Source organism: Streptomyces sp. NPDC002520, assembly GCF_053595235.1.
Genome location: NZ_JBSFXG010000003.1, coordinates 285,355 through 311,865, shown reverse-complemented (window position 1 = coordinate 311,865; position 26,511 = coordinate 285,355). Strand labels below are relative to the sequence as shown.

23 protein-coding genes, 1 tRNA gene and 2 pseudogenes are annotated in these 26,511 nt (G+C 70.4%); 11 read left to right on the top strand and 15 right to left on the bottom strand.

The genetic code is table 11. From position 1 onward, the window contains the following. The 5 genes from efeB (at window position 1) to ACWD5D_RS07385 (ending at window position 5,413) form a co-directional block, all read left to right on the top strand. Window positions 1–1,287 carry an iron uptake transporter deferrochelatase/peroxidase subunit gene (gene efeB, locus ACWD5D_RS07405; protein ID WP_451371833.1) on the top strand — a complete coding sequence of 429 codons (1,287 nt, stop codon included), beginning with the start codon at window positions 1–3 and terminating at the stop codon, window positions 1,285–1,287. 81 nt (window positions 1,288–1,368) lie between these two features. Then, window positions 1,369–2,301 carry a prephenate dehydratase gene (gene pheA, locus ACWD5D_RS07400; protein ID WP_451371832.1) on the top strand — a complete coding sequence of 311 codons (933 nt, stop codon included), beginning with the start codon at window positions 1,369–1,371 and terminating at the stop codon, window positions 2,299–2,301. 564 nt (window positions 2,302–2,865) lie between these two features. Continuing rightward, window positions 2,866–4,143, top strand: coding sequence for a serine--tRNA ligase (serS, locus tag ACWD5D_RS07395; RefSeq protein ID WP_451371831.1), 1,278 nt, complete (start codon window positions 2,866–2,868; stop codon window positions 4,141–4,143). After that, on the top strand, window positions 4,140–4,958 hold the full coding sequence (locus ACWD5D_RS07390; protein WP_451371830.1) for an HAD family hydrolase: 819 nt from the start codon (window positions 4,140–4,142) through the stop codon (window positions 4,956–4,958). Before serS ends, ACWD5D_RS07390 begins: the two co-directional genes overlap by 4 nt. A 53-nt stretch (window positions 4,959–5,011) precedes the next feature. Continuing rightward, window positions 5,012–5,413, top strand: a complete 402-nt coding sequence (locus ACWD5D_RS07385) for a hypothetical protein (protein WP_451371829.1) — start codon at window positions 5,012–5,014, stop codon at window positions 5,411–5,413. 99 nt (window positions 5,414–5,512) lie between these two features. Here ACWD5D_RS07385 and ACWD5D_RS07380 read toward each other — a convergent pair. From ACWD5D_RS07380 to ACWD5D_RS07355, 6 genes are all read right to left on the bottom strand, one after another. Beyond that, window positions 5,513–5,597, bottom strand: a tRNA-Ser gene (locus tag ACWD5D_RS07380). Between the two features lie 263 nt (window positions 5,598–5,860). After that, window positions 5,861–6,103, bottom strand: a complete 243-nt coding sequence (locus tag ACWD5D_RS07375; protein ID WP_451371828.1) for an SGM_3592 family protein — start codon at window positions 6,101–6,103, stop codon at window positions 5,861–5,863. 78 nt (window positions 6,104–6,181) lie between these two features. Next, window positions 6,182–6,901: an ABC transporter permease subunit gene (locus tag ACWD5D_RS07370; RefSeq protein ID WP_451371827.1), complete on the bottom strand. Its 720-nt coding sequence runs from the start codon at window positions 6,899–6,901 to the stop codon at window positions 6,182–6,184. 10 nt (window positions 6,902–6,911) lie between these two features. Next, entirely contained in the window at window positions 6,912–7,823 is a 912-nt protein-coding gene (locus ACWD5D_RS07365; protein WP_451371826.1) for an ABC transporter ATP-binding protein, read from the bottom strand. A 52-nt stretch (window positions 7,824–7,875) separates the two neighbouring features. Next, window positions 7,876–8,799: an ABC transporter permease gene (locus ACWD5D_RS07360; protein WP_451371825.1), complete on the bottom strand. Its 924-nt coding sequence runs from the start codon at window positions 8,797–8,799 to the stop codon at window positions 7,876–7,878. Next, the gene (locus tag ACWD5D_RS07355) at window positions 8,789–9,751 is read right to left on the bottom strand and encodes an ABC transporter ATP-binding protein (protein WP_451371973.1); all 963 of its coding nucleotides are present in this window, start codon (window positions 9,749–9,751) and stop codon (window positions 8,789–8,791) included. Before ACWD5D_RS07355 ends, ACWD5D_RS07360 begins: the two co-directional genes overlap by 11 nt. A 240-nt stretch (window positions 9,752–9,991) precedes the next feature. Between ACWD5D_RS07355 and ACWD5D_RS07350 the strand changes: the two genes are divergently transcribed. The 3 genes from ACWD5D_RS07350 (at window position 9,992) to ACWD5D_RS07340 (ending at window position 13,440) form a co-directional block, all read left to right on the top strand. Then, window positions 9,992–10,834: a M24 family metallopeptidase gene (locus tag ACWD5D_RS07350; protein WP_451371824.1), complete on the top strand. Its 843-nt coding sequence runs from the start codon at window positions 9,992–9,994 to the stop codon at window positions 10,832–10,834. Between the two features lie 11 nt (window positions 10,835–10,845). Beyond that, window positions 10,846–12,597: an SDR family oxidoreductase gene (locus tag ACWD5D_RS07345; protein ID WP_451371972.1), complete on the top strand. Its 1,752-nt coding sequence runs from the start codon at window positions 10,846–10,848 to the stop codon at window positions 12,595–12,597. 294 nt (window positions 12,598–12,891) lie between these two features. Continuing rightward, the gene (locus ACWD5D_RS07340; protein ID WP_451371823.1) at window positions 12,892–13,440 is read left to right on the top strand and encodes an RNA 2'-phosphotransferase; all 549 of its coding nucleotides are present in this window, start codon (window positions 12,892–12,894) and stop codon (window positions 13,438–13,440) included. 246 nt (window positions 13,441–13,686) lie between these two features. On the opposite strand, the gene ACWD5D_RS07335 is transcribed toward ACWD5D_RS07340, so the two are convergent. Continuing rightward, a complete protein-coding gene (locus ACWD5D_RS07335; RefSeq protein ID WP_451371822.1) occupies window positions 13,687–14,601 on the bottom strand; it encodes an LLM class flavin-dependent oxidoreductase in 915 nt (304 codons plus the stop codon). A gap of 203 nt (window positions 14,602–14,804) precedes the next feature. Between ACWD5D_RS07335 and ACWD5D_RS07330 the strand changes: the two genes are divergently transcribed. Then, window positions 14,805–15,191, top strand: coding sequence for a hypothetical protein (locus ACWD5D_RS07330; RefSeq protein ID WP_451371821.1), 387 nt, complete (start codon window positions 14,805–14,807; stop codon window positions 15,189–15,191). On the opposite strand, the pseudogene ACWD5D_RS07325 reads toward ACWD5D_RS07330, so the two are convergent. The 5 genes and pseudogenes from ACWD5D_RS07325 to ACWD5D_RS07305 all read right to left on the bottom strand — a co-directional run. After that, window positions 15,154–15,318 (bottom strand): annotated as a pseudogene (locus ACWD5D_RS07325) (relaxase); the annotation flags it as partial. The gene ACWD5D_RS07330 and the pseudogene ACWD5D_RS07325 sit on opposite strands and share 38 nt — an antisense overlap. 236 nt (window positions 15,319–15,554) lie before the next feature. Next, on the bottom strand, window positions 15,555–15,956 hold the full coding sequence (locus tag ACWD5D_RS07320; RefSeq protein WP_451371820.1) for a DNA-binding protein: 402 nt from the start codon (window positions 15,954–15,956) through the stop codon (window positions 15,555–15,557). Continuing rightward, window positions 15,953–16,201, bottom strand: a complete 249-nt coding sequence (locus ACWD5D_RS07315) for a hypothetical protein (protein ID WP_451371819.1) — start codon at window positions 16,199–16,201, stop codon at window positions 15,953–15,955. Before ACWD5D_RS07315 ends, ACWD5D_RS07320 begins: the two co-directional genes overlap by 4 nt. Before the next feature lie 113 nt (window positions 16,202–16,314). Then, complete coding sequence (locus ACWD5D_RS07310; RefSeq protein ID WP_451371818.1) at window positions 16,315–17,517, bottom strand: hypothetical protein; 1,203 nt, start codon at window positions 17,515–17,517, stop codon at window positions 16,315–16,317. Window positions 17,518–17,569: 52 nt separating this feature from the next. Continuing rightward, on the bottom strand, window positions 17,570–17,881 hold the full coding sequence (locus tag ACWD5D_RS07305) for a hypothetical protein (RefSeq protein ID WP_451371817.1): 312 nt from the start codon (window positions 17,879–17,881) through the stop codon (window positions 17,570–17,572). A 234-nt stretch (window positions 17,882–18,115) separates the two neighbouring features. Between ACWD5D_RS07305 and ACWD5D_RS07300 the strand changes: the two are divergent. Together ACWD5D_RS07300 and ACWD5D_RS07295 are read left to right on the top strand one after the other, a co-directional pair. Beyond that, window positions 18,116–18,798: pseudogene (locus ACWD5D_RS07300) on the top strand (LLM class flavin-dependent oxidoreductase); the annotation flags it as partial. A 190-nt stretch (window positions 18,799–18,988) separates the two neighbouring features. Continuing rightward, entirely contained in the window at window positions 18,989–19,915 is a 927-nt protein-coding gene (locus ACWD5D_RS07295) for a Cof-type HAD-IIB family hydrolase (protein WP_451371816.1), read from the top strand. Between the two features lie 109 nt (window positions 19,916–20,024). Here the strand turns inward: ACWD5D_RS07295 and cydD are convergent, their stop codons facing one another. From cydD to ACWD5D_RS07280, 3 genes are read right to left on the bottom strand one after another with little or no spacing between them, the layout of a single operon-like run. Continuing rightward, a complete protein-coding gene (gene cydD, locus ACWD5D_RS07290; RefSeq protein WP_451371815.1) occupies window positions 20,025–23,759 on the bottom strand; it encodes a thiol reductant ABC exporter subunit CydD in 3,735 nt (1,244 codons plus the stop codon). A gap of 60 nt (window positions 23,760–23,819) precedes the next feature. Next, window positions 23,820–24,824: a cytochrome d ubiquinol oxidase subunit II gene (gene cydB / locus ACWD5D_RS07285; protein WP_451371814.1), complete on the bottom strand. Its 1,005-nt coding sequence runs from the start codon at window positions 24,822–24,824 to the stop codon at window positions 23,820–23,822. 15 nt (window positions 24,825–24,839) lie between these two features. After that, window positions 24,840–26,348, bottom strand: a complete 1,509-nt coding sequence (locus ACWD5D_RS07280) for a cytochrome ubiquinol oxidase subunit I (protein ID WP_451371813.1) — start codon at window positions 26,346–26,348, stop codon at window positions 24,840–24,842. Window positions 26,349–26,511: the final 163 nt, after the last annotated feature.

Genomic DNA, 26,511 nt, shown 5'->3' with positions numbered 1-26,511 from the left:
ATGCCCGACCAGTCCATCCCCCAGGCCCGCCGTACGCCCGACTCCGCGGTGCGGGAGCCCGACGCCGGCGGCGGCCGAGGCGTCTCCCGCCGCGCACTGCTCGGCACCGCCGGTGCCACCGGGCTCGTGCTCGGCGCGGCGGGCGGGGCCGTGGGATACGCCGCCGCGCCCGCCCAGGCCACCCCGCTGACCTCGCTCGGCTCGGGGCGGGCGATGTTTCACGGGAAACATCAGCCCGGCATCACCGAGGGACTCCAGGCACGCGGCCATCTCGTCGCCTTCGACCTGGTGGCGGGTGCGGGCCGCAAGGAGGCGGCGGCCCTGCTGCGGCGCTGGTCGAGCACGGCCGAGCGGCTGATGGCGGGCGAGGCGGCCCCGCACGACGACACCGACGTGGCCCGGGACGCGGGCCCGTCCTCGCTGACCGTCACCTTCGGCTTCGGCCACAGCTTCTTCGCGCGGACCGGCCTGGAGAAGCAACGCCCGACCGCGCTGGACCCGCTGCCCGACTTCTCCTCCGACCAACTCGACAAGGCCCGCGGCGAAGGCGACCTGTGGGTGCAGATCGGCGCCGACGACGCCCTGGTCGCCTTCCACGCCCTGCGCGCGATACAGAAGGAGGCGGGCGGCGCGGCCCGCATCCGCTGGCAGATGAACGGCTTCAACCGCTCCCCGGGCGCCACCGCGCGGCCCATGACCGCGCGCAACCTGATGGGCCAGATCGACGGCACCCGCAACCCCAGGCCCGCCGACGCCGACTTCGACCGGCGGATCTTCGTGCCCGGCGCCGGGGAACCCGCGTGGATGGCGAACGGCTCCTACGCCGTCGTACGCCGCATCCGCATGCTCCTCGACGACTGGGAGAAGCTCTCGCTCACGGCCCAGGAGGCGGTCATAGGGCGCCGCAAGGCCGACGGGGCACCACTGTCCGGAGGCGGCGAGACGACGCCGATGGACCTGGAGAAGGCCGACGCGAAGGGCGAGTACGTCGTCCCGCTCGACGCCCACGCCCGCATCACCCGGCCGGACCGCAACGGCGGCGCGGCCATGTTGCGGCGCCCGTTCTCGTACCACGACGGCATCGGCCCGGACGGCACCCCCGACGCCGGTCTGCTCTTCGTCTGCTGGCAGGCGGACCCGCTGCGCGGCTTCGTCCCGGTGCAGCGCAAGCTCGACCGGGGCGACGCGCTGTCGCGGTTCATCCGGCACGAGGCGAGCGGCCTGTTCGCGGTGCCCGGGGGCGCGGCCGAGGGAGAGTACGTGGGACAACGCCTGCTGGAGGGCTGATTCCGGGAACCAAACCACCCGGTCGAGTGGTGTCCATGAGACGCGGGCGCCGCCTTCGGCCGCGGCCATTAGGGTGAGGACATGCCAGCGAGCTATGCGTATCTCGGTCCCGAAGGCACCTTCACCGAAGTCGCCCTGCGCACGCTTCCGGAGGCCGCGACCCGGGAGCTGATCCCCTACGTGTCGGTGCAGTCCGCACTGGACGCGGTGCGGGCCGGCGAGGCCGAGGCCGCGTTCGTACCGATCGAGAACTCCGTCGAGGGCGGCATCACCACCACCCTGGACGAGCTGGTCGCGGGCGAGCCGCTGATGATCTACCGCGAGGTGCTGCTGTCCATCACCTTCGCGCTGCTGGTCCGGCCGGGCACGAAGCTCTCCGACATCAAGACGGTCTCCGCGCACCCGGCCGCGCAGCCGCAGGTGCGCAACTGGCTGAAGAGGAACCTCCCGGACGCCCACTGGGAGTCGGCCGCCTCGAACGCGGACGCGGCGCGACTGGTCCAGGAGGGGCAGTACGACGCCGCCTTCGCCGGCGAGTTCGCCGCCGCGCGGTACGGCCTGGAGGCCCTGGAGACCGGGATCCACGACGCGGAGAACGCGCAGACCCGGTTCGTGCTGGTCGGCCGCCACGCCCGGCCCGCCGCTCCGACCGGCGCCGACAAGACCTCGGTGGTGCTGTGGCAGAACGACGACCACCCCGGCGGCCTGCGCGATCTGCTCGGCGAGTTCGCCACCCGCGGCATCAACCTCATGCTGCTCCAGTCCCGGCCGACCGGCGAGGGCATCGGCAACTACTGCTTCTGCATCGACGCCGAGGGCCACATCTCGGACCGGCGGGTGGCCGAGGCGCTGATGGGGCTGAAGCGGATCTGCCTCCAGGTGCGCTTCCTCGGCTCCTATCCGCGCGCGGACATCACGCCGGACGAGGCCCCGCGCACCCGGCCGGGCACCTCCGACGAGGAGTTCGTGGCCGCGTCGGACTGGGTGGCGCGCTGCCAGGACGGCCGGTTCTAGATGCCCGGCCCGACTGCCGGAACAGCTGATTCCGGCAGTCGTACCTGCATATCTTCGTTATCCACAGAAGTTATCCACAGGTCCGCTTCTCGACCTGGGGACAAGTCGACAAGGGAGGGTTACCCGGTCGACAAATCGCCCAGGGAGCCCCAGATGTGGCCACCGCCCAGCAGGTCACCCTTCGTCCACTCGTTTCCTTTGGTTCATCTCTTGGAGCGACGCCTTTCCCCTCGAAAGTAGGTGTCGACCCTGCTTGGACCGGGAATTCCTCCCTCCGGCCGGAACATCCGGAGTGATCAATTCCGAAGTCCACAGACTTTCCTCACAGCCTGTGGATAACTCTTCCCGGGATGTGGATTCCTGTGGACAACGGCGCCGCCAAGTGTGGCCCTCCACAAGGGAATCCGGTCAACCGGAGATCGGCCGGCTGCCCCGTTCCAGGTATTGAGACGGTCTTTATTGACCTCACGGGACACACCGCGCAATTGCCGCACGACGCCACGTGAGGTGCGCATCGCAATAGTGAGTCGTGGCCCACGAGCCGACACCGGTAGCCTTGGCCTCGTGATTGACCTTCGCCTGCTCCGTGAGGACCCCGACCGTGTGCGCGCGTCCCAGCGCGCCCGTGGAGAGGACGTCGCGCTCGTCGACGCCCTCCTGTCTGCCGACGAGCGGCGCAGGTCCTCCGGCGTCCGCTTCGACGAACTCCGTGCCGAGCAGAAGCAGCTCGGCAAACTGATCCCCAAGGCCTCCCCCGAGGAGAAGGCCGAGCTGTTGGCGCGCGCCGAGCAGCTGAAGGCCGACGTCAAGGCCGCCGACGCCGAGCGCGACGCCGCCGACACCGAGACCCATGAGCTGCTGCTCCGGCTCGGCAACCTCGTCCACCCCGACGTGCCCGTCGGCGGCGAGGAGGACTTCGTCACGCTGGAGACGCACGGCACCATCCGCGACTTCGGCGCCGAGGGCTTCGAGCCCAAGGACCACCTGGAGCTCGGCCAGATCCTCGGCGCGATCGACGTCGAGCGCGGCGCCAAGGTCTCCGGCTCCCGCTTCTACTTCCTCACCGGTGTCGGCGCCCTGCTGGAGCTGGCCCTGGTGAACGCGGCGATCTCGCAGGCCACCGAGGCCGGGTTCACGCCCATGCTGACCCCGGCGCTGGTGCGCCCGCAGTCCATGGCCGGCACCGGCTTCCTCGGCCAGGCGGCCCAGGACGTCTACCACCTCGACAAGGACGACCTGTACCTGGTCGGCACCTCCGAGGTCCCGCTGGCGGCGTACCACATGGACGAGATCATCGACGCCGACCGGCTGCCGCTGCGCTACGCCGGCTTCTCCCCGTGCTTCCGCCGCGAGGCCGGTTCGCACGGCAAGGACACGCGCGGCATCTTCCGCGTGCACCAGTTCGACAAGGTCGAGATGTTCTCGTACGTCGCTCCCGAGGACTCGCAGGAGGAGCACAAGCGCCTGCTGGAGTGGGAGAAGCAGTGGCTGACCTCGCTGGAGCTGCCGTTCCGCGTCATCGACGTCGCCTCCGCCGACCTCGGCTCCTCGGCCTCGCGTAAGTACGACTGCGAGGCGTGGGTCCCGACCCAGGGCAAGTACCGCGAGCTGACCTCGACCTCGGACTGCACCGAGTTCCAGTCCCGCCGCCTGTCGATCCGCGTCCGCGACGGCAAGCAGGTCAAGCCGCTGGCGACGCTCAACGGCACCCTGTGCGCCGTGCCGCGCACGATCGTGGCGATCCTGGAGAACCACCAGCAGGCCGACGGCTCCGTGTACGTGCCCAAGGTGCTGCGCCCGTACCTGGGCGGCCGCGAGGTCCTGCAGCCGGTCGCCAAGTGATCGCCGAGCCGCCCACCGCGGAGTTCCCGTACAAGCTGATCGCGACCGACCTCGACGGAACGCTGCTGCGCTCCGACGAGTCGGTCTCGCCGCGCACCCGTGATGCGCTCGCCGCGGCCACCGCGGCGGGCGCCGCGCACATCGTCGTCACCGGCCGCGGGGTCCCCTGGACCCGGCACGTCCTCGACGACCTCGGCTACGAGGGTCTCGCCGTCTGCGGCCAGGGCGCCCAGGTGTACGACGCCGGGCAGCACCGGCTGCTGACGTCCGTGACCCTGGACCGGCAGCTGGCGGGCGTGGCCCTCGCGAAGATCGAGGCCGAGGTGGGCCCGCTGCACCTCGCGGCGAGCCGGGACGGCCTGGACGGCGAGGTGCTGGTGGGGCCGGGCTACGCACTCGCCGGCGCCCTGCCCGCCACCCCGTTCACGGACGCGTCCGACCTCTGGGCCGCCCCGCTGAACAAGATCTACATCCAGCATCCGACGCTGAGCGACGACGCCCTGGCCCAGGCGGCCCGGGAGGCGGCCGGCGGTTTCGTCACCGTCGCCATGGCCGGCGAGGGCATCGTCGAACTGCTCCCCCTCGGCCTCTCCAAGGCCACGGGACTGTCCATCGCGGCCCGCCGCCTGGGCCTGAAGGCCGCCGACACGATCGCCTTCGGCGACATGCCCAACGACATCCCGATGTTCGCCTGGGCGTCCCGGGGCGTGGCCATGGCCAACGCCCACGAGGAGCTGCGGGCGGTCGCGGACGAGGTGACGGCCTCTCACGAGGAGGACGGCATCGCGCTGGTCCTGGAGCGCCTGCTGGGCTGAGGGCGCCCGTCCGGGCGCCCCGGGGCGAGCCGCCGCTGCTACATTCGGCGGCCATGCGCTCACGCGAATACGACTTCGACTTCCGCGACCGCTCCGGTCGGATACGCACCTGGGGCATCGCCCTGCTCGCCGTGGCGGGCCTGCTGTGGACCTGGTGCGCCGTCCTTCTGCTCACCCCGTACGACGTCGACCGCCACCCCGACGACCAGTACCCCGAGCACTGCGAGTCCCGCCTGCTGACGGATCGCGGCACGGCCAACGAGGGTGCCCGGCGGGGCGACTACTGCGGCGACGAACGCGACTGGCCCGAGGCCCTCGCCGTCCTCGGCCTCTCGATCCCGGTCTCGGTCGCCGGCGTCGCCCTGTTCACCACGGGCACGGTGAGCCGCCGTATGAGCGCCCACGCGGAAGCGATGCGGGAACTGGACCGGATCGCGGACGAACGGGGCGTGTGAGGAACCGGCTTCGGCCTCGGTGGGCGCCCCTTCCGCAGGGCTCCTCTTGCCCGTACCCCCAGCCCTGAATCCCAGCCAAGTCCCAGTGACAACGTCTCGCGGAGGATGCACGGATCGAACGTGCGCGGGGTGACCCCCGACCATGGCTTAGCAAGCCAGTGCCTTACCACTCGGCCAATCCTCCGGGTGGGCGGCCCACGCGAGAGCGACATCGCGTGCTCGAAGTGGCCGCCCCGGGCAGTTCCCGTGGCTCTGCGGAGCGGTAATGGCTACTCCGGAGCCGGCCTCGGACTGCCCTGTCGGGAGCCGGGCGTACTGCCGTGCATGGACATCGCCCTGCTCCTCTCCCAGAACGTGGCGCCGGGACACTCCCGGCGGATGGGGCACAACCACTCTGCCTCGCCGCCGAGTTGGGCGCCACCGAATTAACCGGTGCGCACCACCGCCCTATCGGCGGCGCCACCTGCGCCGACGCGCCCTGCTGAAGAACCAGCCCGCCGGCGGCTCGTCGGAGCGCCAGGGCTGAGGCTCCGGTTCCTCGGCGCGCCAGCGGGCCGCGAGCATCCGGGCCCGCGCGGACGGTTCGGAGGTCTCGGCGGACCGCGCGAAGGCCTCGTCCAGGACCAGTTCGTCCCAGAGGTCGTCGCCGGTCCGCCCGGAGGCGTCGTGCCGCGGGATCTCCTCTGCCATCTGCCGGCCTCCTCGCCGTACATCCGTTTTGCCCAGTGTGCCCGGACCGGGGTGAAGCCCCCGTCAAGACCGGTACGGTCACTCCTCGCCGGCGAGCGTGAGCGACCTCAGCTTCTGGCCGGCGTACCAGGTGGCGAGCACGGTGACCACGACCAGCAGTACCGTCGCCGTGGGCAGGCCGACGTCCGAGGTCACCAGGTCCCCGCCGGCCACCTTGTGGGCGACGGCGAGCGACCACTGCTGGACGCTCAGGGTGCGGGCGCCGGACACCAGGGAGCCGAACAGGGCCTCCCAGACGAGGGCGTAGACGAGACCGAACACCACCGCGTGCCGGGACACCGTGCCGAGCAGCAGGAACATCGCCGCGTAGGCGATCGAGGCGACCAGTGCGGCCACGGTGTAGGCGACGGCGATCTGCTGTCCGTTGCCGTTGAGGATGAAGCCCGCGATGAGCGTCGGCAGGGCCGAGAACACCATCGTCACGGCGATGGCCACGATCAGCTTGGTGAAGATGATCGTCGGCCGCTTCAACGGCTTGGACAGCAGGTAGACGACGGAGCCGTCGTCGATCTCCGGGCCGATCGCGCCCGTGCCCGCGATGACGCCGATGATCGGCACCATCGTGGCGAGCGCGAGCCCGCCCAGCAGGTCGGCGGCCGTCTGGTCGTCGGCGCCGGCCAGGCCGCGCACGACGACGGAGATCGCGATCAGCAGGAGGGGCAGGGCGCCCAGGATGAGGGCCCGGCGACGGCCGAGCAGGGCCCGATAGGTGAGCCGGGCGACTGTGGGGTCGTACATCTTCGGCCTCCTACGCCGCGACCAGGTACGAGAACACGGACTCGAGGGACTCGTCGGACGGCGAGACCGTCAGCAGCCGGATGCCGTGGTCGCGGGCGACCTTGGGCAGCAGGGCCGTGAAGCGGCCGAAGTCGACGGCCTGGATGCGCAGCGCGCCCTCGGCGTGGTCGACCTCGATGCCGGACGTCGAGGGGTCGGCGATCAGCGCGGCCGCGAGCGCGCGGTCGTCGCTGGAGCGGACCAGGTAGCGGTGCGGCCGGTCGGTCATCAGACGGCGGATCTTGCGGAAGTCGCCGCTGGCCGCGTGCCGGCCGGCGACGACGACCTCGATGTGCCAGGCGAGCTGCTCGACTTCTTCGAGGATGTGGGACGAGAACAGCACCGTGCGCCCCTCGTCGCCCATGCGCCGCAGCAGGTCCATGAGCTGCATGCGCTGGCGCGGGTCCATGCCGTTGAAAGGCTCGTCGAGCAGCAGCAGGGACGGGTCGTGGACCAGCGCGGACGCCATCTTCACTCGCTGGCGCATGCCCTTGGAGTACGTCGCGATCTTGCGGTCCTGCGCGTACTCCATCTCGACCGTGGCCAGGGCCCGCTGGGCCGCCTTGTCGCCCAGACCGTGCAACTCGGCGTTGGCGACGACGAATTCGCGTCCGGTGAGGAAGTCGTACATCGCCTCGCGCTCGGGGACGAGGCCGATCTGCCGGTAGATCGACTCGTTGCGCCACACCGGCTGTCCGTCGAGGGTGACGGTGCCGGTGGAGGGGGCGAGGAAGCCGCCCATCATGTTGATGAGGGTGGACTTCCCGGCACCGTTGGGGCCGAGCAGGCCGGTGACGCCGGGGCCGATGGTCATGGTGATGTCGTTGACGGCGACCACGTTGCCGAACCAGCGGGAGACGTGGTCGATGGTGAGAGTGCTCATGGGCGCGGCCCATTCCTTGGAAGGGTGGTGGCGGGCGACGGGCTGGGCGTGGTCACAGGCCCACCCTCTTGTAGCGGCGCAGCAGGAGGCCGTAGCTGCCGGCGACGAGGACGAGGACGACGAGGACGTAGACCGCGCCCTCCCCCTTCGAGGGGCCGATCCCGCCGGGGAACGCGGAGGTCGCGCCGAGGAACGCGGCCTGGACCCCGTCGATCAGCGTGACCGGCGAGAACAGGCCGATCCAGGGCACGGCGGTCGTGCTGCCGTGCGTGTCGGCGATGGCCTGGAGCGTGGAGACCGCGCCGTAGGAGATCGTCATGACGGCGATGACGGCCGCGATGCCGAAGCCGCGCCGCGGGGTGACCGCGGCGATGACCAGGCCGATGCCGGCGAAGAGCAGCGAGAGCAGTACCACCGAGACGATTCCCTGGGCGAATCCCTTGGTCTGGTCGGCGAAGTCGAGTTTGGCCAGCAGCGCGCCGACGTAGAGCACCAGCAGCGGGGCCGCGGTGAGGACGAACAGCGCGGAGGCCAGGGCCGCGTACTTCGCGCGCACGTAGTCGGCGGTCTCGATCGGCCGCGAGAAGTACAGCGGCACGGTCTTGAAGCGCAGGTCGCGCGAGACGGACTGCGGGGCCTGCGAGGCGACGTACAGGCTGATGACGGCCTGCATGATGATCGCGTAGCGGGTGTAGTCGACGGGCAGGTCCTTCGCCTTCGTGGCGACCGCGACGGCGACCATGATGGCGGCCGGCACGCACATCACCACGAACAGCAGCATCGGCAGCACCTTGGACTTGACCGAGCGGCCGAGGCCGTAGGAGCCGCGCAGGGACTGCGAGTAGAGGGAGCGCGTGGCGTAGGAACGGCCGAGGCGGGGGCCGTCGTAGTTGCGGTACCCGATGTCGTGGATGCGGGTCTGGTCACCCGCGGGCGCGACAGTGGCAGATGTCCGCATGGGCTGCTCAACGGCCATGGCCGACCGCCTCCTTCCGCTGCTCTTCCTCGCTCGTGAAGACCTCCGAGATGTGGTGCCGGCGCTGCTCCATGCGCACCAGGCCGAGCCCCAGGTCGGCGACGACGTCGCGCACCAGGTCGTACGTCTCCTCGCCCTGTGCGGTCAGCAGCAGGATGTGGCCGGCGCCCGGCAGACCGCTGCCGGCCTCGACGCTCACCCCGCGCGCGTGGAGCGCCTCGCGGACGGCGCCGGTGCCGTCGGGGTGCTCGTCGGTGTCGGTGACCTCGATCGCGAGGGTGGTCGTGGTCTGGGTGAAGTCCGTGGTGGAGCTGGAGCGCAGCAGCTTGCCGCCGTCGATGACGACGACGTGGTCGCAGGTGCGCTCGAGTTCGCCCAGCAGGTGGGAGGTGACCAGGACCGAGATGCCGAAGTCGGAGTGGATACGGCGGATCAGGCCGAGCATCTCGTCGCGGCCGACCGGGTCGAGGCCGTTGGTCGGCTCGTCCAGGAACACCAGCTGCGGATCGTGCACCAGCGCCTGGGCGAGCTTCACGCGCTGCTTCATGCCGGTGGAGTAGCCGCCGATAGGGCGGTAGCGCTCCTCGTACAGGCCGACATGGCGCAGGGTGTCCGCGGTGCGCTCGCGCGCGGCGGTGGGCGGCAGGCCGGACATGCGCGCCATGTGGACGACGAACTCGGTGGCCGAGACGTCGGGCGGCAGGCAGTCGTGCTCCGGCATGTAGCCCACGCGCTCGCGGATGGCGGCACCCTTGGCGGTGACGTCGAGGCCGAGCACCTCGGCGCGGCCCTCCGTGGCGGGGGACAGACCCAGCAGGATCTTGATCAGGGTGGATTTGCCGGCGCCGTTGGCTCCGACGAGTCCGGTCACACCGGGTCCGATGTCCACGGACAGCCGGTCGAGCGCGGTCACCCGGGGGAACCGCTTGCTCAGGCTTTCGGTCGCGATCACAGTCACGCATTCGAAGGTAGTGAACATGAGCACGCCGGTCGTCAGACCTCAGAGCCGTCTCTGCGTCAGCCTCGAGTATTACGGGCTCCTCCCCGGGGCCCTAGGGGACGCCCGGCGGGCCGTCGCGCCGAGGCGTTGTCCACAGCCCTTGATCCCGCCTATTGACGCCGACTCTAACAACTGCGACATTCACCAGTGTCAAGTTACGGACGCGTACCGCAGTCGACGGGACGGGGCGGGATGACGACGGCAGTGAAGAGCGAACTCTCCGCGGAGCTGGAAGGGTTCAGGCGGGTGCAGCGCCTCGCCTACGAGTGCGCGGAAGCGGTGGCGGCACGCCTGGAGCCGGGCGTGACCGAGCGTGAGGCCGCCCGGATGCAGCGCGAGTGGCTGCGCGAGCGCGGGGTGCGGGACTTCTTCCACCTCCCCTTCGCCTGGTTCGGCGACCGCACGGCGTTCGTGAACTTCCGCATCCCGCTGCAGTTCTTCCCGACCGACCGCGTCCTGGAGCCCGGGATGCCGTTCATCCTGGACGTGGCCCCGGTCTTCGAGGGCTGCACGGCCGACATCGGCTATTCGGGCTCGCTCGGCCTCAACCCCATGCAGGACCGGCTGATGACCGACCTGGAGGCGCACCGCGAGCTGATCCTGCGCGAGGTGCGCGAGCGGCGCCCGCTGCGCGAGATCTACGAGGACGTGGACCACCTCATGGTCCGCCAGGGCTACGCCAACCGGCACCGGGCCTACCCCTTCGGCGTGATCGCCCACAAGGTGGACCGGGTGAAGCAGCGGCGCTTCTCGCCGCACCTGTTCGGGTTCGGCACCCAGTCCCTCAAGGGGCTGGCGAGCGACGCGCTGCACGGCCACCGCGAGGGCTGGTCGCCCCTGTGGTCGCCGTACCGCTTCTCCGACCACCCGCCGCAGCCGGGCCTGTGGGCGGTCGAACCCCACCTCGGCTTCCGGGGTACGGGCGCGAAGTTCGAGGAGATCCTGGTGGTCACCGACTCCCGGGACCCCGAGGAAGGCGCCTTCTGGCTGGACGACGATCTGCCGCACGTGCGGCGCTGGGCGGAGGAGAAGTGACGACACCTTCGATGCTGAAGGGCGCGCGTGAGCGCTGGGTGCGGACCGGCGGGATCGAGCTGTGCGTGGCCGAGTTGGGCGATCCCGAGCAGCCGACGGTGGTGCTGGTGCACGGCTACCCGGACAGCAAGGAGGTCTGGTCGAAGGTCGCGGCGCGGCTGGCCGACCGCTTCCACGTCGTCCTCTACGACGTCCGGGGCCACGGCCGCTCCTCCGCGCCGAAGCCGTTGCGCGGCGGCTTCACCCTCGCCAAGCTCACGGACGACTTCCTGGCCGTCGTCGACGCGGTCAGCCCGGACCGTCCGGTGCACCTCGTCGGGCACGACTGGGGCTCGGTGCAGTCCTGGGAGTTCGCGACGGCCGGCCGCACGGAGGGCCGCATCGCGTCCTTCACCTCGATGTCCGGCCCGTCCCTCGACCACTTCGGGCACTGGATCAACGCGCGCGTGAAGCGTCCGACGCCTCGCCGCGTGGGACAGCTCCTCGGTCAGGGCGCCAAGTCCTGGTACGTGTACTTCCTGCACACCCCCGCCCTGCCGGAGCTGGCCTGGCGCGGCCCGCTCGGCAAGCGCTGGCCGAAGATCCTCCAGCGGATCGAGAAGGTCCCCGCCGACGACTACCCGACCCCCTCGCTCCCCACCGACGCGGCGCACGGCGCCTGGCTGTACCGGGACAACGTCCGCGCCCGGCTGCTCCATCCGCGCCCGGACGCGCACGCACACGCGCCCGTGCAGCTCATCACGCCCGAGGGGGACGCGTTCCTGTCGGAGCGGCTCTACGACGACCTGGACCAGTGGGTTCCGCAACTCACCCGGCGCACGCTTCCGGCCAAGCACTGGATCCCGCGCACGCGCCCCGACCAACTGGCCGACTGGATCGATGAGTTCGTGACCACTGTCGAGGGAGGCCGCACCGAGGTGAAGGCCACCGGCCGCCATGCCGACCGTTTCGGCGGGCAGTTGGTGCTCGTCACCGGCGCGGGCAGCGGTATCGGCCGGGCGACGGCGTTCGCCTTCGCGGAGGCCGGCGCGCGCGTGGTGGCCGTCGACCGCGACGCGGAAGCCGCCGCTCGCACCGCCGAGTTGGCCCGCCTGGTCGGCGCCGGCGGGGCCTGGGCGGAGACGGCCGACGTCTCCGACGAGCAGGCCATGGAGAAGCTCGCCGAGAAGGTCCACCGCGACCACGGTGTGGTGGACGTACTGGTCAACAACGCGGGTATCGGCCTGTCCGGTTCCTTCTTCACCACCACCACCGACGACTGGCGCAAGGTCCTGGACGTCAACCTGTGGGGCGTCATCCACGGTTGCCGTCTCTTCGGTGCGCGCATGGCCGAGCGCGGCCAGGGCGGCCACATCGTCAACATCGCGTCGGCGGCTGCCTATCAGCCCTCCCGCGCGCTGCCCGCCTACAGCACCTCCAAGGCGGCGGTCCTGATGCTCTCCGAGTGTCTGCGCGCCGAACTGGCTTCCCAGGACATCGGGGTGACGGCCGTCTGCCCCGGGTTCGTCAACACCAACATCACCTCGACGGCCGGCTTCACCGGCGTGGACGAGGAGGAGGAACGCCGCCGCCAGAAGCGATCCGCGCGCCTCTACGGTCTGCGCAACTACCCTCCGGAGAAGGTCGCCGACGCCATTCTCGACGCGGTCGTCCGCAATGTCGCGGTGGCACCGGTGACCCCGGAAGCCCGCGGCGCCCACTTCATGTCCCGCTTCATGCCGGGGGTGTTGAGGGGGATCGCCCGGGTGGAACCGAAGCTGTGAGGGGAGTTGGGGCGGTGGCGGGGCAGACGGCCCCGACCCGCCCTGACGCGAGACCGCCATCTCCCGTTGGTTACGGCCGTGTTGGGAGATCAGGATCCATCAGGGCCCCATCACCCCCATTTCCCGGCGAAGTTGATGAACTACCCCAAATCATCGGCCCGTTGTCCACACCTTCGCCAAATACCCTGTGGATAACAGCACTTGGTTGTGGATCAAACATGGATTCACAAATAATCTGCGTGATCCGCATCTCTCCTGCACTCTGGTGATGTGACAGAAGGAAAAGAAGGAGAGATGGACGACAGGCGCACCGTGAAGGTGTCGAAGTACCTGTCGAAGCACCTGCGCCACCAGCCCGAACGCATCGGCCTCACGCTCGACGAGGCCGGCTGGGTCGAGATCGGCACCCTGATCGCCGCGGCGGCCGCCCACGGATTCCGGTTCACGCGCGAGGAGCTCGACCACGTGGTGGCCGTCAACGACAAGAAGCGCTTCGCGGTCGAGGGCACGAGGATCCGCGCCAGCCAGGGCCACAGCATCGAGGTCGACCTCGGCCTGCCCCCCGCCACCCCGCCGCCGTACCTCTACCACGGCACCGTCGCCCGCAGCCTGGACGCGATCCGCGCCGCGGGGCTCAGGCCCATGAGCAGGCACGACGTACACCTGTCGGCGGACCGCGAGACCGCGACCCGGGTCGGCGCCCGGCGCGGCCGCCCCGTCGTCCTCGTCGTGGACGCGGGGGCCATGCACCGCGACGGCCATGTCTTCCACGTCAGCGCGAACGACGTCTGGCTGACCCGGGCCGTACCGCCCCGCTACCTGCGCTTCCCCGGCCCGCGCTGATCCCTGCCGCCGGGGATCGCCGCCCCTCGCACGGGCCCCGGCCCTCGGCTCCGACCCGTCCCGTGGTCGTTCCGGTGCGCAAAGTGACCGTTTTCGTATCACCTCAGTCAAGCCTTTTTCGCCTGTCGCAGCGTGACCTGGCGAAATAGATTCCCCCACGGCCCTCTGCCGCTTGTCGGCGGACAGCGCCGACCGCACAGCCTGTCGACCGGCGTCTCGACCAGCGTGCCGGCCGGATAGGGGCCGTCAGCCCAGCTGCGCGAGCGCCTCGGTGGCAATGCGCTCGAAGGCGTCCATGTCGGCGGCGAAGTCCGAACCCGGGATCGGCCAGTGGATGACAATCTCGGTAAAGCCAAGTTCCCTGTGCCTGGCGGCGAAGTCGACGAAGGCGTTGAGGGACTCCAGGGGACGGCCACGGTCCGGCGTGAAACCAGTCAGCAGGATCTTGTCCATGGCGTCGGCGTCGCGGCCGATGTCCGCGCACGCCTTTCCCAGCTTCTCAACCTGGTCACGCAGTGCCTGGCGGGACTGCTCAGGCGTACCCGTCTCGTACAGCTTGGGGTCACCCGTGGTCACCCACGCCTTGCCGTGGCGCGCGGCGAGCCGCAGCCCGCGCGGGCCGGTGGCGGCGACGGCGAAGGGCAGCCGTGGGCGCTGCACGCAGCCGGGGATGTTGCGCGCCTCATGTGCCGCGTAGAAGTCGCCGACGTGGGAGACACCGTTCCTGCCGTCCTCGGTCAGCAGTCGGTCGAGCAGCGGGACGAACTCCGCGAACCGGTCGGCACGCTCGCGCGGGGTCCAGGGCTCCTGACCGAGCACGGTGGCGTCGAAGCCGTTGCCGCCCGCGCCGATGCCCAGCGTGATCCGGCCGCCGGAAATGTCGTCCAGTGAGATCAGTTCCTTGGCCAGAGTCACCGGGTGCCTGAAATTAGGCGACGTGACGAGGGTGCCCAAGCGCATCTGCTCGGTGACGCCCGCGGCGGCGGTGAGTGTCGGTATCGCGCCGAACCAGGGCCCGTCGCGGAACGGGACGCGCCAGGACAGGTGGTCGTAGGTGTAGGCGGCGTGGAACCCGAGCTCCTCCGCACGCTGCCATGCGGCGCGGGCCCCCTCGTGCCAGCGGCGGTACGGGAGGATCACGGTGCTCAGACGCAGACTCATGCCCCAGAGCCTACGGTGCCCCTCGGCGCGCCTGCGAAAGGTCGTACTCGGGGTCGGCCACTGCTGGTGCCGGAACGGCCGAGGACTCGGGGCGCCCAGAGACCGGCCGAGAAACGTAGATCAGGGCATTCTCCGGCGTTGGCGATTCGGCGGCATACGTACATGTCGTGCATCGGCGCGACCTTCATCCATGCACACAAGCCGTGACAAAGACCACTGAGGAAGACCAATACCTCAGACGGATACTGGCGCTGCTGGACAGCGCCCGGCCGTACGAGAGCCTCACCCAGTCCGACTCCAAGCAGTGGCATGTCCAGCCCGGAAGCGCCCTGGCCTGGGACGACGCCAAGACCGACCCCTACCAGCTGTCCCACAATGTCTGGAACGCCCGGAGCGTGGCCGTCGACCACCTCCACTGCTTCCGCTCGACCTTCGCGGGTGACCCGCAGGACAACTCGGTGTCGATCACGCTGCACACCCACGGGCAGTACTCGCTGCTGCGCGGCGCCTTCGAGATCAGCGCCCGCGCGGTGTGGATGCTCGGTCCTCGCCAGCGGCTCGTACCAGGCGCCAGACGAGGACACCGCTGATGGAGTCGGCGGTGTCCAGTTCCCTGCTTGTGGCGGCCTCAGTGAGGAGAGCCTGCGCGTTGTGGCCTGCCTGTGTGGCGTCGGCGAGGGGGGCGGCCAAGGCGTCCCAGCCGGGCTCTGCGACCAGCGTCAGCACGCCCAGCAGGCCGAGGCCGCCCGCCGGGCCGCCGCCCACCTGCGGTCCGCCTACCAGCAAGCAGCCGCCGAACCCCTCACCATGCTGCGCGAACGCCGCCGCCGTATCGCCCCGTCCCTGCGCCGCCACTACGCCACCACCGTGCGCGCCGCCCTGCCTGAGCTCGCCGAGACCGTTCTGGCCGGGGAATTCGCTTTGTGCAGGTGGTGGCAACGGCACTTCCGTACTCAAATGCCGATGAGCCGGACTCGGTCACCGCACAGCCGGGCCATGTCGTCAGGGTCGGACGTCAGTATGGCCACCGGCCCGGGCTGGCGCATTGCCATCTCGGCGACAGTCGCGTCGATCGCGTACTTGTGGCCATGCAGACCTGTGGCCTTGAGCAGTTCCGCGGACGCTTTCGCTGCGCTCTCGGTCACCGGCTCGACCTTGACGCGGGACAGCACCCACCCCAGCCGGGGCATGTTCACCCGCGCATGGCTGACTTCCACAATGGTGTTGGCTCCGATGACGAAATCGGCACCCACGGCATGAAACACCTGGAACATCGCGAGGATCTTGCGGTCCTGGGCAATCCAGGCGGAGACCCCCTGGGAGTCAAGAACGACGGTCTCGACGTGCTCGTTCACGCCGCACTCGCCGACCCGCCCGCGCCCGGTGTCCCGAGAATCCTGGAGCGAGCCTCTGCCAGCTCCTCCTCGGTGAACGCCCCGTGCTCCTCCTGGTGGCGCTGCAGGTCGGCACCGAGCAGCTGGTGCCGCAGCTGACGCGCCACCGCCTCGGCCACATAACCGGAGACGTTGTCGGTGAGCTTCCTCAGTTCGGCGACCTGCTCGGTCGGCAGCGTCACCGTGATCCGTGTCGTGTCCGCCATGACCCGAGCATACTCCGATATGCGCGCCCTCGGTCCATTCCGGCCTGCGGTTCCTCCGCTCCGATGGGCCGCGGCCGACGGCGGCCCGGGGCCTCAACGTGAATCGGTGACTGTCAGCGGCCGACGGCAAGCGCGCTGAGCCTGTCGCCGATCACGGAGACACCGGGGCGGGGTTCGTTCGCGTAGTACCAGGGCTTGCGTCGGCGCAGCAGCGCCTCGCCGTGCTCGCTCCAGGTGAATCCAGGATTCCGCAACAGCTTCCGGAATACCGCGTCGGCTGCCTCCGGATGAGCGGCAGCCAGTCGGCGGATCGGCAGTGGCGCGATCGATTCCTCGCGCAGGTACGTGCGCAACAGGTCCTGGTGCTGCCTGCGGCCCGCGAGCGCCGGGTTCGCGAAGAGCTCCCGCAGCATTCCGTAGTCCGCGTAGAAGTTGAGCCCGTCGACCTCGTCGTAGATGACACCGATGCTGTCCACGTCCGCCAGTTCTCCCGGTAGCTCGAAGAAGGGCAGGTCCAGACCGGGTAGCCGCCTGCCTCGGGCACGGTCGGGCTGTCCGGCGACGGCGGCCTCTTGGCGGTGGCGGTAGTAGGCGTTGAGAAGGTCCTCGGCTTCGGCAGGCGGAAGGACCAGTTCGTCGCCGCCGCAGAACTGGACGAACTCGGCCCGGTCCTCCCGCATCTGCTGCCAGCCCTGCTCGATCTTCACGGGGTTACGGAAGACCAGTTCGGGCCGGCAGGTGGCCAGACGGATAGCGGCCTGGGCGATCTCGGTGGCACTGGACTTGGGGTAACTCGACATCGCCCCGGACACCAGCCACGCCCCGCCGGCCGAGTGGACGGGTACGAGGCAGGTGTGCAGGAAGCTCCCCTTGGACACTCTACGGAACGCCGCCCGCCCCGCATTGGAGTAGGTGCGGTACTCCAGGTCGTCGACCAGGTTCAGCAGGACGACGGCATCCTTCTCCTTGCGCTGGATCTCGAAGATGCCCTCGACCGGGTCACGCCAGCCGAGCAGCATCGCCCGGTCGACCGCGGTCAAGTCCTTCCGTCCCGCGACGAAACGGTCCACCACGGTCGAACCGTCCGGCAGGCGGTACCGCAGGATGAAGTGGTCGATGATCCGGATCGCCTCGCCCTCGTCCAACTGCCGCTCAGGCCCAGCGGCTTCCAGGAGGACGGGCGTCAACCACCGGTCGAAGCGGGCGCTCTGCCCGAAGGCGACCAGCTGCCCTTTCAACTCGGCACTGCGCTCGATGAGGTCGGCCAGCGACGGTTCACCGCCACCCTGATGCGTGCCCTGTACGGCGTCAGCCACGTTCAGCCCTCCCAGACAAGCCGGTTCCGCGTGGGGTGTGAGGTGTCCGACCTCAACCGGCCCAGTGACGGTACGCCTCGATCCACTCAGCGCCCTCGGGCGCCGGGCTGGGCAACGGCAGCTCCAGGATTCCGATCGATTGCCGCATGCCGCCGCGAGAGCACAGGGCGACGATCCATCCGTCCGGCGTGAGGTCGATGCCGTCCACGGTTACCTCGCCACCGAGAACCGCGGTGGTGAAGGGCAGGCCGAGGTGTTCCTCAAGCATGGTGAACAGACCGGTCAGTTGCTCGTCGTCGTTGTAGGCATCGACAGTCGCCTCTTCGACCATGGCCTCAAGCTCGGCCGTGTCCAACGCGCCCATGGGGCAACTCTAGCGACCCTCGGGCTGACACCGGGCGGCCATGGCGCTGCTGGTATCCCACCTCCGGGACGACGAGGAGGGGTGGTGGCCCGTGGCACCGGCCGACACCGACCTCATCGCGGCACTCGCCACGGCCCGGGCGTAACGCTTCAGCCACCGACCTGGACGAGATAGGACCGCCACCGCAAGTTCCAGGTGAACCATCGAGACCAGGGAGCCGGGAGGCACAAGTTCACATCGCCGAACTTCCGGCACCCGGTGACCCTCGCCAAGGAACTGATCTCCCTGGACGACATCTCCGGCGGCCGGATCACCCTGGGCATCGGCGCGGGCGGCACCGGCATCGGCGCGGGCGGCACCGGCTTCGACGCCACCGCCCTCGGCCAGGAGCCGTGGACGCCGCGCGAGCGCGCCGACCGGTTCGCCGAGTTCGTGCCGTTGCTCGACCGGCTGCTCACCGAGGACTCGGTGACGCACGAGGGCCGGTTCTGCTCGGCGCACGAGGCGCACAACACCCCCGGCTGCCCTTCGCCGTGGCGGCCACCGGCCCGCGCGGCCTGAAGCTCGCCGCGCGCCACGGGCTGGCCTGGGTCACCACGGGCGATCCGAAGCTGTACGAGAACGGCACCCCGGAGCAGTCGGTCGAGGCGCTGCGCGGACAGCTGGGCAAGCTGTCCGCGACCTGCGCCGAGGCCGGACGGGACATGGCGGAGCTGGACAAGATCCTGCTCCCCGGCTTCACCCCGGACCGCGGCCGGCCGCTCGAGTCCCTGGACGCCTTCGTGGACTTCGCGGGCCGCCACCAGGAGCTGGGCTTCACCGAGATCGTGATCCACTGGCCCATCCCGGACTCCGACTTCGCCGCCGACGCGAAGGTCTTCGAGCAGATCGCCATGGAGGCGCTCTCCCAGCTGTGACGAGGGGTGAGCCCACTGCCGTGAGGCGGTGGGCTCACCGCCTTGAGGCGCTCTCCCAGCTGCCGTGAGGCGGTGGGCTCGCCGCCGTGACGGCCCCTGGAAAGGCACCGTCGCGACGACCCCGTGGACCCACCGACGTGACGAATCCGTCGACTCATATGTGCGGAGTCCCGCACGGCCGTGCTGGCATATGCGCGAGAATGACCGGGTGACCTCAGCGACCAGACAGCCCGGGACCCCGGCCTCCCCCAAGCTCTCGGCCTCGCTCGACCAGGGAAACAGCGCCGGTCCACCACCTCGACTGATCGCTACCGATCTTGACGGAACGTTGCTGCGCGACGACAAGTCGGTCTCCCCGAGAACCGTCGCCGCCCTGGCCTCAGCCGAGGAAGCCGGCATCGAGGTCTTCTTCGTCACCGGTCGCCCGGCCCGCTGGATGGGCGTCGTCAGCGACCATGTGCACGGCCACGGCCTGGCGATCTGCGGCAACGGCGCCGCCGTGGTCGACCTGCACGGCGGCCCCGGCGCCCACCGGTTCGTGAAGGTGCGCGAGCTGGCCAGGCGGAACGCGCTGAGCGCCGTACGACTGCTGCGCGAGGCCGTGCCCGGCACGGTGTTCGCGGTCGAGCAGACGTACGGCTTCCACCAGGAGCCGGACTATCCCAAGCTGCACATGGAGATTCCGGACAACCTGCTGTCCGCCGAGGCCCTCCTCGGGCCGGACGGTCCGGACGACGGCCAGCCCGTGCTCAAGATCCTCGCCTACCACCCGGACCTGGACCCCGACGCCTTCCTCGCCGTCGCCCGGGTCGCGGTCGGCGACCACGCCAACGTCACCCGCTCCAGCCCCAGTGCCCTGCTGGAACTGAGCGGACCCGGCGTCTCCAAGGCCAGCACGCTGGCGCTGTGCTGTGCCGAACGCGGCATCTCGCCCGCGGAGGTCGTGGCCTTCGGGGACATGCCCAACGATGTCGAGATGCTGACCTGGGCCGGCCAGTCGTACGCGATGGGCAACGCCCACCCGGACGTCGTCGCCGCCGCCTCGGGCCGTACCGTCGCCAACAACGAGGACGGGGTCGCGGTCGTCATCGAGCGACTGCTCGGCGACCGCGCCTGACGCCGACTCCCCCGCCGGCCGGTCCGGCAGGGGAGTCCCACGCAGCACTCGTCCCGCGTGCCGTCCGCTCCCCGGGCCGCGGTGCGGCCGCGCCACGCCGAGGTCCGCGTCACCCCGCCGTCACCAGCGAGTCGGCCTCCGCCTCCCGTCGCGCCATCGTGCGCAGCGGGCCGTCCACTGTGACCAGCTCCGCGTACGGGCCGCGCTGCGCCACCCGTCCCGCCTCGAGGACGACGACCTCGTCGACGGCGTCGAGCCCGGCGAGCCGGTGGGTGATCAGCAGGGTCGTACGGCCCTCGGTCGCGGCCAGCAGATCCGCGGTCAGCGCGTCGGCCGTCGGCAGGTCCAGGTGCTCGGCCGGCTCGTCCAGGACCAGCACCGGGAAGTCAGCGAGCAGCGCGCGGGCGAGCGCGAGGCGCTGCCGCTGGCCGCCGGAGAGCCGGGCCCCGTGCTCGCCGACGTGCGTGTCCAGGCCGTCGGGCAGGCCGTCCACCCACTCCCGCAGCCTCGCGCGGGCCAGCGTGTCCAGCAGTTCGGCCTCGGTGGCGTTCTTGCGTGCGATCAGCAGGTTCTCGCGCACGGTGCTGTCGAAGAGGTGCGCGTCCTGGGCGCACAGGCCAACGAGCCGTCGTACGTCGTCGCCGTCCAGCGCGTGCGCCTCCACACCGGCGAGCGTGAACGTGCCCGCGCTCGGGTCGAGGAAGCGCAGCAGCACCTGGGCGAGGGTCGTCTTGCCCGAGCCGGAGGGTCCGACCACGGCGATCCGGCGGCCCTGCTCCAGCGTGAGGTCGAAGCCGGCGAGCGCGTCGCGGTGCTGTCCCTCGTGGCGGGCGGACAGGTCCCGGACCACGACCGGGAAGGGCGCGGCGGGCGCCTGCCGGGGCCGCTCGGGCTCCCGCACGGGATCCGGCGCGTCCAGGACCTCGTACACGCGCTCCGCGCTGCGGGCCACCCGCTGCCGGTAGCGCACGGCGAGCGGCAGCCCGAGGACGGCCTCGAAGGCAGCCAGCGGGGTGAGGACGACCACGGCCGTCAGCACCCCGTCGAGCCGGCCCGCGGCCACCGCCTGGGCGCCGAGCGCGGCGGTGGCGGTGACGGTGAGGACGCAGACCAGGGCGGTGAGCCCGTCGCCGAGCGCGGTGACCCCGGCCGCCCGTGAGGCAATCCGGGTGAGCGTGCCGTCGGCCTGCCGGGCCGCCGCCGTACGAGAGGGCAGTGCACCGGCGACCGTCAGCTCGGCGGTGCCGGTGAGCAGGTCGGTCACCCGGGTCGCCAGCACGCCCCGGGCCGGCGCCAGCCGCCGCTCGCTGCGCCGTGCCGCCGCCGCGGTGATCAGGGGGACACCGACGCCGGCCGCGAGAAGCCCGGCCGCGAGCGCGGCCCCGGCCTCGGGCAGCAGCCAGGCGGTGAAGCCGACCGAGGCGGCGGAGACGGCGACCGCGACGCCGGCGGGCAGCAGCCAGCGCAGCCAGTAGTCCTGGAAGGCGTCCACGTCGGCGACCAGGCGGGTGAGCAGATCGCCGCGCCGGGTCGCCCGCAGCCCCGCGGGTGCCAGGTGCTCCAGCCGCCGGTAGACGGCGACCCGAGTGTCGGCCAGCATCCGCAGCACGGCGTCGTGGGACACCAGCCGCTCGGCGTACCGGAAGACGGCCCGGCCGATCCCGAAGGTCCGCGTCGCCGTCACGGCCACCATCAGATACAGCACCGGCGGCTGCTGGGAGGCCCGCGAGATGAGCCATCCGGAGGTCGCCATCAGCCCGACGGCACTGCCGAGCGCCAGCGTCCCGAGCAGCAGGGCCAGGGCGAGCCGTCCCCGCCGGGGACCGGCCAGGGCCCGGACGCGCGCCAGGACGCGGCGCGTGGACCCCGCCTTGGCGGTCGCGGGGGAGCCGTCCGCGGGCGCACCGGTCAAGGACCCACCGGTCTCCGCCCGTCCGCTGGGCTCGTGTCGGGCGTCGGCCGGGTCGGCCGCTTCGGGGGAGCACGTGCCGGGGGACTCGGTGAACGGTGCGCCGGGCTCCGGAACGTGTGCGTCGAGCGCGGACGTCACCGGGGCGGTCTCGCGTACGCCGAGCGGTGAGAGCGCCGGCTCGGGGACGAGCGCGTCGGCGGCGGTCGCCCCCCGCTCGGGGACGAGGACGCCGGCCGCCGTGGTCAAAACCTCGGGCGCATGCGTGTCGGGCGCGGAAGCCGCCGGTTCGGCGGCGGGCGCCTCGGGCAGCTGAAGTCGTACGACGCGGTCCGCGGCCTCCAGGAGTGCCGGCCGGTGCACCACCAGGAGCACCGTGCGGTCCACGGCCAGCCGTCGTACCGCCGCCACGACGTCCGCCTCGGTCGCCCCGTCCAGGGCGGCCGTCGGCTCGTCGAGCAGCAGCACGGGCCGGTCGGCGAGGAAGGCACGGGCCAGCGCGAGCCGCTGCCGCTGCCCCGCGGACAGCCCGGCCCCGTCCTCCCCGAGCACGGTGTCGGCTCCCTCGGGCAACGCGTCCACGAACTCCAGCGCGCCGGCGTCCCGCAGCGCCCGGCGTACGGCGGTGTCGTCGGCGTCGGGCCGGGCCAGCCGGACGTTCTCCGCGATGGTGCCGGCGTACAGATGCGGCCGCTGTGGCACCCAGGCGATCCGTGACCGCCATTCCTCGAGGTCGAGGCCGGCGAGATCCGCTCCCCCGATCCTCACCAGGCCCTCGGTGGGCCGTACGAACCCGAGCAGCACGTTCAGCAGGGTCGACTTGCCCGCACCGCTCGGACCGACCAGGGCCACGGTCTCGCCGGGCTCGACGGTGAAGGACACGTCGGTCACGGCATCCGCGGTCCGGCCCGGGTAACGGACCGTCACCGCGTCGAAGGCCACCGCACCCGTGGGCACAGCAGCGGTGCCGGACACCGGAACCGGTGTCTCCAGCACGGTGAAGATCTCCTCCGCCGCGGCCAGCCCCTCCGCCGCCGCGTGGTACTGCGCCCCGACCTGACGCAGCGGCAGATACGCCTCCGGTGCCAGCACCAGGATGACCAGGCCGATGGAGAGGTCCATGTCTCCGTGCACGAGCCGCATGCCGATCGTCACAGCGACCAGCGCGACCGACAGCGTGGCGAGGAGTTCCAGCGCGAAGGAGGAGAGGAAGGCGATCCGGAGGGTTCGCAGCGTGGCCTGGCGGTACTCGCCGGTGATCCGGCGGATGGAATCGGCCTGCGCCTTGGCCCGGCCGAACACCTTGAGCGTCGGCAGCCCCGCGACGACGTCCAGGAAATGACCCGAGAGCCGGGACAGCAGCCCCCACTGACGGTCCATCCGGGCCTGGGTGGCCCAGCCGATCAGGATCATGAAGATCGGGATGAGCGGCAGGGTGGCGACGATGATCGCCGCCGACACCCAGTCCTCGGTGACGATCCGCGCCAGCACGGCGACCGGGACGACCACCGCGAGCCCCAACTGCGGGAGGTATCGAGAGAAGTAGTCGTCGAGGGCGTCGATCCCGCGCGTGGCCAGGGTGACCAGCGAGCCGGTCCGCTGCCCGCTGAGCCATCCGGGACCGAGCGCCGCAGCCCGGTCGAGGAGCCGCTCCCGCAGCTCGGACTTCACCGCCGCACTGGCCCGGTGGGCCGCGAGTTCGGTCAGCCAGGAGACCAACCCGCGGCCACAGGCCACGGCCACCAGCAGGAACAGGGGAGTGACGAGGTCACCGGCCGACCGGCCGTGCTGGAAGGCCCCGACCACCACCTCGGCGATGAGCATCGCCTGAGCGATGACCAGCCCTGCGCCTACTCCGCCCAGGGCGATGACCGCCACAAGGAAGAAGCGTGTGGCACGGGCGTATCGCATCAGGCGGGGATCGATCGGTTTCACGTGAAACGTGTCCTTCAGTCCCGAGGGGCGTGTTTCACGTGAAACATACCCTTGGCGGTTTCAGTGCGCGGGGTCGGCGATGTGCTGCGTACCGATCCGCTTGCGGAACACCCAATAGGTCCAACTCTGGTAGAGCAGGACGAGCGGTGTGGCGATCGCCGCGCACCAGGTCATGATCTTCAGGGTGTACGGACTCGACGAGGCGTTGGTGACCGTCAGGCTCCAGTGCGCATTGAGCGTGGACGGCATGACGTTCGGGAAGAGCGACAGGAAAAGCATCGCCACGGTGGCCACGATGGTCACGCCGGACAACGCGAACGCCCACCCCTCACGCCCCGCCCTGGTGGCGGCCAGAGCGGCCAGCAGGGCGACGACCGCCACGACCAGGGCGACCAGGCTCTTGCCGTCCCCCTTGTCGGCCTGCGTCCACAGCAGGAAACCGAGCGCGGCGACCGCGGTGACGAGACCGACCCGCAGCGCCAGCTTCCGTGCCCGGCGCCGGATGTCGCCGACGGTCTTCAGCGCGGTGAACACCGCTCCGTGGAAGGTGAACAGGGTGAGTGTCACCAGGCCGCCGAGCAGGGCGTAGGGGTTGAGCAGGTCCCCGAGGCCGCCGACGTACTCGAAGTTCCGGTCGATCTTCACGCCCCGCACGATGTTCCCGAAGGCCACGCCCCACAGGAACGCCGGGATCAGCGAGGTCCAGAAGATCGCCGTCTCCCAGTTGCGCTGCCAGTTCTCCTCGGGCCGCTTGACCCGGTACTCGAAGGCCACGCCCCGGACGATCAGGCAGACCAGGATGGCGAGCAGGGGGAGATAGAAGCCGGAGAAGAGGGTGGCGTACCACTCCGGGAAGGCGGCGAAGGTCGCGCCGCCCGCCGTGAGCAGCCACACCTCGTTGCCGTCCCAGACCGGTCCGATCGTGTTGATCAGCACCCGGCGCTCGGGCCGGCTTCTGGCGAGCAGCTTGGTGAGGATGCCGACCCCGAAGTCGAAGCCCTCCAGGAAGAAGTAGCCCGTCCACAGGACGGCGATCAGGACGAACCAGACGTCGTGCAGTTCCATGACTGTCCCCTCGGCCTAGTAGGAGAAGGCCATCGGCTTGTCGGCGTCCCGCGGGTCGCCGCCGATCTTCGTGGGCGGATTGAGGTCGGCCTCGGTCAGCTCGGGCGGGCCGGCCTTGACGTACTTCGCGAGCAGCCTGACCTCGATCACGGCGAGAATCGCGTACAGCGCGGTGAAGACGACCATCGAGGTGATGACCTCGCCCTGGGAGACACCGGGGGAGACCGCGTCCCGGGTCTGCAGGACGCCGTAGACGACCCACGGCTGACGGCCCATCTCGGTGAAGATCCAGCCCCAGGAGTTGGCGATCAGCGGGAAGGCCATCGTCCAGGTCGCGATGCGCCAGTACCAGGGGGTCAGCTTCGGGCCGAGGGCCTTCTTCCTGAACAGGACCAGGTGCGGCACCTCGTCCTCGCCGACCCTCAGGTGCTGCGCGAGCATGAACTTCTTACGGGTCAGCCAGAGTCCGGCCAGGCCGATGGCGAAGGAGGCCATGCCAAAGCCGATCATCCAGCGGAAGCCCCAGAAGGCCACCGGAATGTTGGGCCGGTAGTCCCCGGGCCCGAACTGCTGCTGCTCGGCCTTGTTGACGTCGTTGATGCCGGGGACGTACGAGGTGAAGTCGTCGTTGGCGAGGAAGGACAGCACGCCCGGGATCTCGATGGCCACGGTGTTGTGGCCCTTCTCGACGTCGCCATAGGCGAAGATCGAGAACGGTGCCGGCTTCTGTCCGTCCCACAGCGCCTCGGCGGCCGCCATCTTCATCGGCTGCTGCTTGAACATGACCTTGCCGAGGGTGTCGCCGCTGATCGCGGTGAGCAGACCGGCGATGACCACGGTGATCAGGCCGAGCCGCAGCGAGGTCTTCATCTCGCGGATGTGCTTCTTGCGGGCGAGGTGGTAGGCGGAGATGCCGACCATGAAGGCGCCACCGGTCAGGAACGCCGCGGAGAGCGTGTGGAAGGCCTGGGTGAGCGCGGTGTTCTGGGTCAGCACGGCCCAGAAGTCGGTCAGCTCGGCGCGCCCCCTCACCTTGTCGATCCGGTAGCCGACGGGGTGTTGCATGAACGAGTTGGCCGCGAGGATGAAGTACGCGGACAGGATCGTGCCGAGCGAGACCATCCAGATGCACGCCAGGTGGATCTTCTGGGGCAGCTTGTCCCAGCCGAAGATCCACAGGCCTATGAAGGTCGACTCGAAGAAGAACGCGATCAGCGCCTCGAAGGCGAGCGGGGCGCCGAAGATGTCACCGACGAAGCGTGAGTAGTCCGACCAGTTCATGCCGAACTGGAACTCCTGCACGATGCCGGTGACCACACCCATGGCGATGTTGATCAGGAAGAGCTTGCCCCAGAACTTCGTCGCCCTGAGGTACTTCTCCTTCTCCGTGCGCACCCAGGCGGTCTGCAGTCCGGCCGTGAGGGCGGCCAGCGAGATCGTCAGGGGGACGAACAGGAAGTGGTAGACGGTGGTGATGCCGAACTGCCAGCGCGCCAGTGTCTCTGGCGCCAGAGCCAGTTCCACGTCGTCACTCTCCTTACGTCGCCGTACTGAAGCGGCGGTCTGCCCTGTTCGTCACACACAAACAGGGCAATCCGGTCGAGCTTGTGAACGCGTTCACATTCACAAGCCATTATGACGCACTGATTTTCGGCAATCGACGGGGGGTCGCCCCTTCGCCGTCTCG

Bases quoted from the DNA above. Each gene is read 5' to 3' on its own strand.
- efeB (WP_451371833.1), top strand. From the start codon at position 1: ATGCCCGACCAGTCCATCCCCCAGGCCCGCCGTACGCCCGACTCCGCG.
- pheA (WP_451371832.1), top strand. From the start codon at position 1,369: ATGCCAGCGAGCTATGCGTATCTCGGTCCCGAAGGCACCTTCACCGAA.
- ACWD5D_RS07385 (WP_451371829.1), top strand. From the start codon at position 5,012: ATGCGCTCACGCGAATACGACTTCGACTTCCGCGACCGCTCCGGTCGG.
- ACWD5D_RS07375 (WP_451371828.1), bottom strand. From the start codon at position 6,103: ATGGCAGAGGAGATCCCGCGGCACGACGCCTCCGGGCGGACCGGCGAC.
- ACWD5D_RS07370 (WP_451371827.1), bottom strand. From the start codon at position 6,901: ATGTACGACCCCACAGTCGCCCGGCTCACCTATCGGGCCCTGCTCGGC.
- ACWD5D_RS07365 (WP_451371826.1), bottom strand. From the start codon at position 7,823: ATGAGCACTCTCACCATCGACCACGTCTCCCGCTGGTTCGGCAACGTG.
- ACWD5D_RS07360 (WP_451371825.1), bottom strand. From the start codon at position 8,799: ATGGCCGTTGAGCAGCCCATGCGGACATCTGCCACTGTCGCGCCCGCG.
- ACWD5D_RS07350 (WP_451371824.1), top strand. From the start codon at position 9,992: ATGACGACGGCAGTGAAGAGCGAACTCTCCGCGGAGCTGGAAGGGTTC.
- ACWD5D_RS07345 (WP_451371972.1), top strand. From the start codon at position 10,846: ATGCTGAAGGGCGCGCGTGAGCGCTGGGTGCGGACCGGCGGGATCGAG.
- ACWD5D_RS07340 (WP_451371823.1), top strand. From the start codon at position 12,892: ATGGACGACAGGCGCACCGTGAAGGTGTCGAAGTACCTGTCGAAGCAC.
- ACWD5D_RS07335 (WP_451371822.1), bottom strand. From the start codon at position 14,601: ATGAGTCTGCGTCTGAGCACCGTGATCCTCCCGTACCGCCGCTGGCAC.
- ACWD5D_RS07315 (WP_451371819.1), bottom strand. From the start codon at position 16,201: ATGGCGGACACGACACGGATCACGGTGACGCTGCCGACCGAGCAGGTC.
- ACWD5D_RS07305 (WP_451371817.1), bottom strand. From the start codon at position 17,881: ATGGGCGCGTTGGACACGGCCGAGCTTGAGGCCATGGTCGAAGAGGCG.
- ACWD5D_RS07295 (WP_451371816.1), top strand. From the start codon at position 18,989: ATGCGCGAGAATGACCGGGTGACCTCAGCGACCAGACAGCCCGGGACC.
- cydB (WP_451371814.1), bottom strand. From the start codon at position 24,824: ATGGAACTGCACGACGTCTGGTTCGTCCTGATCGCCGTCCTGTGGACG.